Below are 11,677 nucleotides of genomic sequence, written 5' to 3' on the forward strand. Positions count from 1 at the left end.
CAGCGCATTGCCCCGGTCCTTGAGCTGAAGCCCGAAATTGCCAGCCTCAATACAGCCTCAAGGAATGATGGCTTGACGGATCATAGAACCGGGGAAGTCCTTTTTGAATATGTTTTTGAAAATCCTCTCAATATGATTGCCGATTTTGCTAAAATGATGAAAGAAAACAGGGTTAAACCGGCACTGGAAGTTTATGACCCTGCGGGCATACAGAATATACTCCTGTTGCATAAGCGAAAATTAACATTTGAAGACCCCCTCCATTTCCAATTTGTTTATGGCGCCTATTGCGGTGTCTGCTTTAGCCCCCAGATGCATTTGACAATGATCGGCCTGCTGCCGGAAGATGCAACCTTTGGGGTCTGTGGTATAGGAGACAGTCAGGTACCGGCGGTTTTAATGAGTATGATGACCGGTGGTCATGTTCGAATCGGATTGGAGGACAATGTCAGGGTTCCGGGTGGTGCATTGGCTAAAGGCAGCTGGGAGCAGGCAAAATGGGTGTGTGAAGCAGCAAAAATATTGGACCGTCCGATTGCCACACCTGAAGAAGCAAAACAAATTCTGGGTTTGGTTTAAGTGTTTTAAAAAAAGAATAAAGCCGGCTCCGCAATATACGGGCCGACTTTATTTATTTCCTCAGTTGGACAGCCAATCAGGCAGTACCCCAAAGGTCTTCGGCCTCTTTATCCAATCCCAGGGACAAGAGTTTTTCCCGGAGCGGTTTACCGGTTTCCCAGTCCCACTGAGCAGTTTCATAGAACTCTTTCAGCATGGTATCCATATCAAGCGTTCCGTGCACACCGGCCTCGTCTTCAACCGGGGCCTGCACCCTTTCGGGAAGTTTGTCATCGGACCGGGTAAGACCACAGCGGATGTTGAAGGCTCTTTTGAGCTGTACCAGCCGCTCACCTACTTCGGTCAGGGAGTCGTAATTATAATCACTGCCGGTAATGGCGTTCAGAAGGTTGGAGATTTCATTGCCCGTAAGCATGGTATCGCACATGGCCATGAACTTGCAGAGCGTTATGGCATCCACAGTGTTGCTGCCGGCCATTGCCAGATAGACATTTTTGGCCTTGCCTTCGGAAACATGTTGTCCATCAAAGCGCGTCCTCCAGAAATTTCCACTTTCTTTCAGCTTTGCTATGGCTTCGTCACCCATCATGGGGATATAAAAATGCTCGTAACTCTCCCAGGTTTCAGTGAACCCCTGGAGATGACAGGCACCCCGGTTGGAAACGGCATATTCCAGTCCGGCGGAAAAATATGTCCTGGGATCATGGGACGGAAGTCCCATTCCCTTGACATGCATGGCAAAAGCTTGGGAGTCTTTACCCAGTTTTTTGGTGGCAATCACCGGTCCTTCGGCCAAAAGATCACCGATTTTTTCCCGGTTTACGATCATCTGTACCAGGCGGACCATGGCCTCACCGTCTCCCCATTTAAGATCAAACCCCACATCTTTTTTTGTGATGATTCCCTTCTCAAAGGCCTCATAGGCAAAGGAAACCATGGAGCCTGTATTGATGGTATCCAGGCCGGCCTCGTTGCAGACATGGTTTGCCGCAGCAACGGTTTCAATATCGGAATTCAGGATACTGGCACCCAAAAGACCAACAGTTTCGTACTCCGGGGCATGGCCTTCAAATGGTTTTACCCCGGCGATCTCCTTGTCAAGTTTCATCATTCTGCCGCAGGCAAGGGCACAATTATAACAGGCATATCTTTTGGTGACCAGCTTATCATAGTCCCCGTCCGGTGTGGCTCCGGACAGCTTAATCGCTTCAGGCCAAGCGCTTTTCTGGAAATTTTTTATGGGTACATCTCCCACGTTCATGGCCATCTGAAGAGATCCGTTGGTTCCCATGTCGCCGTGGGCCTGGAAGGCAAAGTCCTGCTTCCATCTGTCCTTTACATCCTTGGCGATCTCTTTGAAATCAGAGGCGGCCACGGCCACTTTTTGGGTGCCTCGAACAGCAATGGCCTTGAGCCGTTTGGAACCCATTACAGCCCCGATTCCACACCGTCCTGCGGCGCGCCCTCCGTCGCTGATGACGCAGGCGTAACGTGCCAGTTTTTCTCCGGCCTGGCCAATGGAGGCCACCTTCATCTTGGGCTCATTATGGGCTTCCTGTATTATCTGCTCTGTTTCAGTGGTTGATTTTCCCCATACCGCATCGGCCGGTTTTAACTCTGCTTTGCCTTCTATGATGGCAAGATAGACCGGTTTTTCCGATTTGCCGGTCACAATAATTCCGTCATAACCGGCTGCTTTAAGCTGGGGAGCAAAGTATCCGGAACAACTGGCCTCTCCCCACCCGCCAGTGAGGGGGGACTTGGACGCCACCTCGTATCGCCCGGAGGTGGGTGCCAGGGTGCCGGTCCAGGGTCCGGTAAAGAGACAGAATACGTTTTTTGCATCAAAGGCATCGATTCCCGGCGGCACTTCATCGTAGATGATCCTTGCAGCCACACCAGAGCCTCCGATATAATTTTTTTTCCATTCTTCCGGGTATGGGATATCTTTCAATTCCCCGGCGCTGAGATCAACTCTTAAAATTTTGTCCATGTAACCCTTAATCATGATGTACCCCCATCTTTTTATTGTTTATAATAAATGTTAAAATGTGTAATCACTCATTTTTTTCTGATTCCGGCTGCTAATCCGGTAATGCAACCTAATGTTAGTGAAAGCTACAAAACCAGGTGCTTAATAAAAGCAAGCAATTGGTTTAGATTTTCACAGTGCTGTACCTGTCTGCAATACGTTTCATAAGCCCTCATTCGACTATCGCCCGTATTCCATAATACTCTCGGTTCCGGATTAAGCCAGATAACTCTTTGGCATTTATCCTGCATCTCTTTGAGAATCTCCGCTTCCGAATTGGTATAATTCGTTCTGCTGTCACCAATAATTATCAATGTTGTTTTTTTATTCAGGATGTCGAGATATTGAGTCTTGAAATATCTGAAAGCCTTTCCATAATTCGTCGTACCTTTGTAGTCTATTTTTGCCTCGACCAGCGCTTTATCTATGGCCTTTTTCACCTCATATCTTTCAAAAGTCCGGGTCACTTCAGCAAGTTCTGAGACAAAAATAAAACTTCGCACCGCAAGAAAACAATCCTGAAGCGAGTAGAGCATACTGAGCATGAATTTTGCTGCTGTCCAGACAGAACCGGAGACATCACAAAGTGTTACGATTTCCCCTCTTTGCTTGGGTTTACCCCGGAAAACCAGTTGCATGGGAATCCCCTGGTACCTGGAAGCTGTTCTCAGTATTTTTTTTATGTCTGGAATACCCCGCTTGGTTTTGGCATGGCGCCTTTTTATAGTATCTTTAAGTTTTCTAACCAGCAGTTCAATGACTTCCTGCATCTCTTCCATCTCTTTTTGAGTAAAAGAGAAAAAAGACTTTTCACCCAAATCTTCCCTATGTTGGTCATGGAACCAACCTGTTGCAAACACATCCATCATATCTTCGGTATCCCCTTGCAGCATTACCCCGGCATCTTGTTGCCGGGTCATCAAATGAGGGCTAGACATTTTTTCCATATCTGTTGATGATGCATTAATACGGGGAAGACAAGTATTGTTTCTTAATTTATGGAAAAAAGGGGGTAGATATGATCAAATTTTGTTTGTTCTCTTTTACTTTTAGCAAAATTTGCCCGGAGAAGATCTTTGAACTGCGATTCATCACCCACATCGATATATTCTATCTGTTGGCTGCAATCCAGTACTTCAGCGGTTGAAATTCTAAGGCCGGCCTTTCTGGAGTACGCTGCAAATTTCAATATTACATCGAGCATGATCATCCAGCCTGCTGTGAAATAGTGTCAATATTCTGCTTTACCAAATCAGCATCCGAACGATACTTGCAGATCAGATTCAGTGTATCAACCACGATTTCCGGCGACAGCTCGCTGACCTGCAATGAAATCAAAGAATGAACCCAGTCCAATGTTTCAGAGGTGCACGGCTTCTTCTTAAGCTCCAGTTTTCGGATGGCATGGATAGTGGTGATAACCTGACGGGCCAGGCGTGTCTGTATTTTTGGAAATTTTAATCGGACAATCTCCAGCTCCAGTTGGGTGTCCGGGTAGTCAATATATAAATGGATACACCTTCTTTTCAAGGCATCACTCATATCCCGATAATTGTTAGACGTCAGGATAACGTAAGGAATGTTAACAGCCTGCTGGGTTCCGATTTCCGGAATTGTGACCTGAAAATCGCTGAGTATTTCCAGCAGAAAGGCCTCAAACTCCGGATCTGATTTGTCAACCTCATCAATCAACAAAACAACCGGATTTTTAGATAGAATTGCCTTTAGTAAGGGGCGAGGCTGGAGAAACCGCTTGGAAAAGAAAGCGTCTTCCTGATCAGCTATCCTGTCCACAGCCTCACTGAGTTTTTTTGTTCCTGAAATAACATCATCGATCTTGTTTTTGAGCATTTGGGTATACAATAACTGCTTTGCATACTCCCATTCGTATAACGCCTTGGTCTCATCTAATCCTTCATAGCATTGGAGGCGGATCAGATCCCTGCCCAATCCCCTGGCAACTGCTTTGGCCAGGTCGGTTTTTCCTACGCCTGCCGGTCCCTCAACCAGAATCGGTTTTTGAACTTTTCCGGCAAGGAATGCTACCGTAGCAATTGTTTTGGAGCAAATGTAACCATTAGATTCAAGTTTTTGTTTGGTTTCATCAATACTTTGAAAAATCATCTATTTTTTATCCCTCTAACACCAGTTTATTCTTTTTAAAGAATACAATGGTAAATGGCAAACTATAATCCACCAAAGACATATTCGAACAGTTTATTTTACCACTGTTCCGGAGCATACCAGATCGGTGATGACCAGGCCCTTTCTCTGATTGTTGCAGGAATGTCCTTGCGCGGAGGCTGTCCCAGGCGAATGGCATCATAGGTCGACCAGCGGCAGGTGGGGTTTTCCAGCACCCGGACGTAATAAAAGGTTGAGTGCTCTGGATTAAATTTTGTGTCCTCCCACACAAGTTTCATTTCAGCCATCCCATTATCCTGTGTGATATCACAGGTTTTAATATCAACCCGGGCACCGTTGTCAGGGCACCTTTCGGTTGAGGGATCCGGTGTTAAACCGTCGGAACAGGCAATATCAAACACCTCTTCTCTACGCTCGCCGTTTTCGATCCAGCCTTTGATCATTTGTATGCGCTGCAGGTTTGCAGCGTCTGGATCCTTTGCAGCCCAAATGATAAACCTGGGATTGGCAATCCCTTTTCTTGGTTTCAGAACACCACCCATGGGCACGCCTGTTTTGTATGCATCAGCGATGGGATTCATACTGTTCAGCGTGTTTTTACTCAGATCCCAACCGCCGAAAAATCTCAGGTGGATACGGGTACCGCTTGTTGCATAGGTTTCGCGTTTTTTCATGCCTTCAAAAAGGGCATCTCTTGTGTTTTCCTCCGCCCATACTGCAGCCAGGCCACCAGGGTTCTTGGCCGTTTGTTTTCTAGGGCCGTGCTTTTTGGGGGACAATCTTTTTTTTGCAGGCGAGTTATAGACGCCGTTAAATCCTCGGAAGTCATACTCCTCTGTATCACCTGGATTGCTGTTATGGCTGTCGGTACTCCCGATAAAACCGAAACGCAGGGGATTGAATCCCAATTCCTGTTCCAGCTGCATCCCTTTTTTAAGGCCTTCCCTGGCAAAGGAGTCCAGACCGACACAACCAGCGGTTTGATCTCCATCGCACACCGGAATAAATTGTTCGAAACCGCACTCTTCGTCCACAGCCCCGACACCGCATTCCGAATTCCCTTTGGCCTGGAAAATTTCGGCCAAAGGTTCTGTACGGGCACGCAACGCCCAATCCTCTTTTGTATAGACCTCGCCGTCAATGGTTGTTCCGGAATAGGCCAGCCCCCAACTAAAATTCATATTATGCGGAATCGTTAAAAACTCGCAATTTTTGGTACAATTTGCTTCCAGAGCGTTCCACAAATCGATAACAGTAGGGGCGTCAAACGCAGAAAATGCTACATCCGGCACTGTATTGTTACGGTAGATGACATTGCGGTGCAGCATACCTCTTTCGGGCAGAGTAGGCGAATATTCATAACCGATAAATGCTGTAAATTCCCCGGGTTGATTATATTTCTCGGCCATCTGCCGAATCGTGTTCCAGGTCGTTTTCCCGTGTTCGAAACAAAATGATCCGTCATCGCCGCAGAATTCTGCCGGCCGTTTCGGCGGGCGGGTGGTAGCAGATTTTAAAAGCCTTAAATAGAAAGGAATTGAAGGTGTTTCAAACTTTTGGCAGAATTCCTGCTGTTCTTTATTAATCGTGGGATCGGCACACCCTTCAAACAGACCGAAACTTTCGGCATGATCCGTAATCGCAACAAAGTCGAGGGGCTGGCTGATTTGAACGATTTCACCTGTAACCAACTTAAGCGGTTCACCCTGAGCAAAGCGGTAAGTCTCTTCAAGCCCCAGGCGGTTGCCTGCAAGATAAGCGTCAAAAGAAAGTGTGGTATGAACATGGGTATCACCGAAATAAACGTTCTTTAATGGATTGAACGGCTGAACAATTCGCTTCCTTTGCCGTGGTTTTTTAATAGAGTCTTCATTCTGGGCAGCCACGGCCTGATTTATCTCCCGGATGTATTCCGGTGTCAAATGGATAATCTTTGAGTTCATACGATAATACAGATACCCTCCGATTCCCATACCGATCACCAGTACAAGTCCGATTGTCCAGGCAAGTATTTTTTTCACAACTAAAACCTCTATCTTGTTTATAAGCTGTTTTTTTATTCCTGAATAATGTGTGGTTTTTGTTTTTTAAGCAACCAGAAACTCAATGCCGGCAGGACAATAACAGCACCCACCATGTTCATCAGAAATAAAAACGTCAGCAAAATACCCATATCTGCCTGGAACTGGAGGGGCGAAAAGATCCAGGTGCCCACGGCTATTGCCAGGGTCACCCCGGTGAGAATCACGGCACTGCCGGATATGGATAAGGTCATCTCATAAGCTTCTGACAGAGATTTTCCTTCTGCAAAAAAACTCTTGAGTCGGCCATAGATATAGATACTGTAGTCCACACCGACCCCAACACCCAGAGCCACCACCGGCAGTGTGTTCACTTTCAGCCCGATGTCCAGAATATTCATCAGGGCATAGGCCAGAACGGATACCACTCCTAGGGGGAATAGAATAATGAGGACGGCTCTAAGGGAGCGAAAGGCGATGAGGCAAAAAAGCGCCACAGAACTGAAAACACAAAAGAGAATGGGGAACTGCCTTGCTTCTACTTCTTCATTGGTGGCGGCCATGATCCCCACGTTCCCTGTGGCGAGCCTGAATTTTACCTTGCTGGAAGGATTGTCAACAATGTATTGTTTTACAGTAGCGGTAATCCGGTTAATGGTCTCGGCCTTATGGTCACTGGTAAATAATCTTACCGGCATGACAGAGCAATCCTTGTTCACCAGGCCGGACCCCAGACGGATATTGGAGGTGGCAGTTATTATATTTTTTCGGGCTTTGGGCAGAGCATGCCATTTGGGATTTCCCTCGTGCCAGAGAACGTTCATTGTTTTTGCAATATAGGGAAGGGTGATCACCGAAACCACTCCTTTTACATTCTGCATGTGCCAGGCAAATTGATCAATTTCATTCATGGCTTCATAGTCTAAGCAGCCATAGGAGATGGTTTCGGCTATGATGGAGATGGAATCCACCCCAATGGAAAATAGTTGGGTAATACGGGCGGTATCCATATTATACCGGGAGTCAGGCCGGAATTCGGGAATCCCCTGGTGGAGGTCACCGATTTTAACCCCGGCCCCTTTCCAGCAGCCGAAAACGGCCAGGCCAACGGTTATGGCTAAAATGATGGCCGAGGCTTTTTTCCGGGTGCAGCCGGCCAGAAATCGCCATATTGGCTTCAGGCACTGGATACGTTGCTGCAGTTTCAGCCGATAGGCATCACTGTCGGGAACCAGGGACAGGAGCACCGGCAAAAAAAGTCCATTGACTACGATGATCACCGCCACTCCGACGCTAGCGGTGAGAGCCATTTCCTGGATGATGCGCACCGGAATGAGCCAGATGGTTAAAAATCCAATGGTATCGGTGATCAGGGCGGTGATACAGGGTACAAAAATTCGTCCAAAACTGGTTTGAGCAGCTTCCCGGGGACTGGCGCCTTTATGGACTTCCGCACCTGTGGCAGAGAGCATCTGGACGGCATGGCTTACGGCAATGGCAAAGACTAGAAATGGAACCAGGATTCCCATGGGATCAATGCCAAAGCCCAATATGGGTAAAAGTCCCAATTGCCAGATCACCGCCATTGTGGCCGAGCTTAGAACCGCTGCAGTGCGCAGGACAGACATGCTGTAAACATAGAGCATCACCGCTGTGACCAGAAAGGCGATACCAAAAAAAAGCACCACCCGTTTAGCACCACTGGCCATATCGCCCATGACTTTGGCAAATCCAATGATATGAACATCAATGGTGTCGGATTGAAATTTATCCCGGACCTTTTCTTCCAGGTCTTTGGAGACCTTCATGATATTCAGTTTTTTACCGGTCCTGGGATCAATATTCAGAAGGCCTGCACTGATAATGGCCCCGGAAAAATCGTTGGCCACCAGTCGTCCGATGATTCTGGACTTGAGCACATTCTGCCTGACCTGCTCAAGACCCTCTTTTGTGGGCTTAAAATCCGGGGGAACCAAAGTGCCCGCATTGATCCCGTCTTCAGTCACCTCCACATATCGGACATTGGGAGTAAACAAAGATTTAACCTTGCTGCGTTCCACTCCGGGGAGAAAAAAGACTTCATCAGTGACCTGCTTTAAAGCTGAAAAGAATTCCGGGGTGTATATATCACCGTTTTTAGCCACAAGGGAGATGATGATCGTATTCCCCCCGCCAAAGCTTTGCTTGTGGTCAAGGTAGGTCTTCATGTATTCGTGTTTCATGGGGATGAGCTTTGAAAAACCGGCATCAATATAAAGTTTTGATGATGAATAAGCCATGAACAGGGTGGCAAGGGTAAAGAAAATGATAATCAGGCGGCGGCGCTGAAAAAGGACTTTTTCAAGTGTTGAGGTCATGTAAAAAATTCTCCTGTTTAAAATTCCTAAAGATAGCCCTGTTATTGGACAAAAAAAGTGTTAAGGGAAAGTTTTTTGATCCCGAATTGCCCTATCAAAACAAGGGTATCATCATTGGGGACAAGGACGCTCACAATGTGTTTCCGGCTGGGGTGGGTATAGTTTGTAAAATTTTCTCCCCTGTCCCGGCTCAGGATCACCGCACCGGCAAGGCCCGTAATGATAACCGTTCCGTCATCAAGACGAATGCCCCCCATCAGGGTGGCTTCGGTACCGCTGTCCAGCCGTTTAAAGGTATCCCCATCGTCATCGGTCCGGTACAGGTGTCCGCGCAGTCCATAAAAAAGAAGAGAGTTCTCTCCAAGGGGTAAGACCCCCATAAAACTTCCATGATAGGGTGAGTCCAGGGCATCCCAGGATTCCCCGCCGTCTTCGGATCTGTAAATGGTCCCAATCTCCCCGGCGATAAAGATTTTTCCGGTGGAACTTTTGGCCATTTGGTATAAACTGATATCGTTCCCGATTCCAGGGTCCTCAAAATCCCCGAATTCATCCTCCTCATCCTGGCCCCCCAGGGCAGCAAATAAAACAGATTCTTCATCCGAGATCCCCTTTTCCCGGCCCAGGGTCCGGGTGATAGTAAGCGGCTCGGGTTTCCAGGTGTTTCCCCCATCCCTTGTTCTGACCATAAGGCCGTAGGCACCGATGGCAAAGCCCGATTTGGCATCCTTGATCCAGATATCCAAAAAAGGGCGTTCATCTTCGGGGTTGTTATAAATGATTTTCCAGGTTTTTCCGCCATCCTGAGTCCTGAAGATTTCCTGGAAATAGCTGACGGCAAACCCAAGATTATGGTTCACGAAAAAAACGCCTGTGAGGGTACTGCGGCTGGGAACCTTCATCTGTTCCCAGGTTTGGGCCCCGTCCCGGGAGATCAAAATATGGCCCCTTTCTCCCACCGCCACCACCGACGAGACGGTGGTGGCGGTGTCAAGGAGAAGGGAGTGCACTGCCAGGGGCGCCATCACCGAATACTCTTCCTGGGCAAAGACCGGTTGGAACACCAATGCAATCCAGAGGATGCAGCCTAAAAAAAGACAGCTTCCTGTTTTTGTCGGGTGATGATCTGCCATGACATGTTTTTTGTTTTCCATAATCCTTTTTTCCTTACCGAGTGCCGATTCTTCTTAAATTAGCGGGTGTGAAAATTCTGGAAGACATTTTTTTATTAAAAATATATTCATGTTCTTCATTGTGGGGCGATACGCTATACCGTCCGGATTGAAAATCATATGTCACCTCCATGGAAGCCATGAAGGTAGGCAGGCTGTAATAATTGATCGAAGGGGCTTCCTGAAATTTCCAGAGTTCGTCCCTGTTGTCATAGCAGTCAATGGCCAGAATCTGCCATGAATCCTCGTCAATATAGAATGTCCGTCGTTTGTAGATATGGCGGGTTCCCTGCTTTAAGGTCGCGTCAACCACCCATACCCTGTGCAGTTCGTAACGGGCCAGTTTCGGGTCGATATGGCGTTTTTGTAACATTTCCTTGTATTTAAGGTCTCCGCTGTGCAGCTTGTAGGAGTTGTAAGGGACATAGATTTCTTTTTTTCCCAGCAGTTTCCAGTCATAGCGTTTGGGGCTGCCATTGTACATATCAATCATGTCGGTCACAATGATGCCGTCCGTAGCTTGTTCGGGATTATCAAATGCAACTTCAGGGGCTCGAAGGACACGGCGCAGTCCGGGTCTATAGGACCAGGCTTTGCGGGCTTCCTTATCCTGGTTCAGGGTCTCGTGAAGAACACTCCCTCTGCCGACATTTCTGGGAGGGGCCAGCACCTGTGATAATCGGACATAGATAAGATTGCCGAGCTTTTCCTCTGTGGCACCGGGGCGATGGTACACAAACAATACTTTGCTGGAAGTCTTTCCTTTTTCAAAGCTGCCGCCCTGGGTAACCGGAAGTTTTGCAAATGTACGCGCTAGGGTGTCGCCCCTGTACCTGAGCAAATGGTTCCAAACCGCCTCAAGGCCTTTTTTGGGGATGGGAAAGGGAATGCCGATAACGGAACCCTTCACTCCGTTGCCACCCTCCACCAGTTCGGCTGTGGTCGCATTCTTAATCGTGGCATCATATATTCGCTGGGGCACCGACGCGGTCCTCCGGGTTTGATACACATTGAGCTTATACGTGGGAAGGGTCTTTAACAATACCTTGTGGCCTTGTGTGAGCTTATCAGTATATTGATCTATATTTTTGGAATCAATACTGAATAGGACCTTGTCATCGGGAAAGGGATCGGTATGGTGTATCCCGGGTTTATAGTCGGCAGGCGCCCGGGGAGTGCCCCCTTCCCAGGCAGGGATAGTGCCGTCGGCATTGCCTGCTTTTTCAGCGCCGAGCGGGGTAAGGTCCTTGCCCAGACGGGCAGCCTCCTCCGGGTTGAGTTTGGCCCAGGTGTTTGTTACAGCCAAGCCGGTCACAAAAAAACCGACCATTATAAATAATATTATTTTCCGCATGATGTTCTCCTCTTATA

Annotated in this window: 9 protein-coding genes; 1 reads left to right on the forward strand and 8 read right to left on the reverse strand. The window is 47.7% G+C overall.

The annotated features are described in order from the left end of the window. Positions 1-579, forward strand: a 579-nt coding sequence (locus tag K8S13_RS04725; RefSeq protein WP_291460811.1) for a 3-keto-5-aminohexanoate cleavage protein, incomplete at its 5' end; no start/stop codon positions are given. Between the two features lie 76 nt (positions 580-655). Here the strand turns inward: K8S13_RS04725 and K8S13_RS04730 are convergent. The 8 genes from K8S13_RS04730 to K8S13_RS04765 form a co-directional block, all read right to left on the reverse strand. Next, positions 656-2,587, reverse strand: a complete 1,932-nt coding sequence (locus K8S13_RS04730; protein ID WP_291460812.1) for an aldehyde ferredoxin oxidoreductase family protein — start codon at positions 2,585-2,587, stop codon at positions 656-658. 110 nt (positions 2,588-2,697) lie between these two features. Beyond that, entirely contained in the window at positions 2,698-3,549 is an 852-nt protein-coding gene (locus K8S13_RS04735; RefSeq protein ID WP_291460813.1) for a VWA domain-containing protein, read from the reverse strand. Positions 3,550-3,602: 53 nt separating this feature from the next. Further along, complete coding sequence (locus K8S13_RS04740; RefSeq protein ID WP_291460814.1) at positions 3,603-3,815, reverse strand: hypothetical protein; 213 nt, start codon at positions 3,813-3,815, stop codon at positions 3,603-3,605. Between the two features lie 2 nt (positions 3,816-3,817). Further along, a complete protein-coding gene (locus tag K8S13_RS04745) occupies positions 3,818-4,735 on the reverse strand; it encodes a MoxR family ATPase (protein WP_291460815.1) in 918 nt (305 codons plus the stop codon). Positions 4,736-4,833: 98 nt separating this feature from the next. Further along, positions 4,834-6,777, reverse strand: coding sequence for a DUF3604 domain-containing protein (locus tag K8S13_RS04750; protein ID WP_291460816.1), 1,944 nt, complete (start codon positions 6,775-6,777; stop codon positions 4,834-4,836). Positions 6,778-6,812: 35 nt separating this feature from the next. Further along, positions 6,813-9,134 carry an MMPL family transporter gene (locus tag K8S13_RS04755; RefSeq protein WP_291460817.1) on the reverse strand — a complete coding sequence of 774 codons (2,322 nt, stop codon included), beginning with the start codon at positions 9,132-9,134 and terminating at the stop codon, positions 6,813-6,815. Positions 9,135-9,175: 41 nt separating this feature from the next. After that, on the reverse strand, positions 9,176-10,288 hold the full coding sequence (locus K8S13_RS04760) for a YCF48-related protein (RefSeq protein WP_291460818.1): 1,113 nt from the start codon (positions 10,286-10,288) through the stop codon (positions 9,176-9,178). A gap of 13 nt (positions 10,289-10,301) precedes the next feature. After that, positions 10,302-11,660: a DUF1329 domain-containing protein gene (locus tag K8S13_RS04765; protein WP_291460819.1), complete on the reverse strand. Its 1,359-nt coding sequence runs from the start codon at positions 11,658-11,660 to the stop codon at positions 10,302-10,304. Between the last annotated feature and the right edge of the window lie 17 nt (positions 11,661-11,677).

Source organism: Desulfobacula sp. (assembly GCF_021107415.1).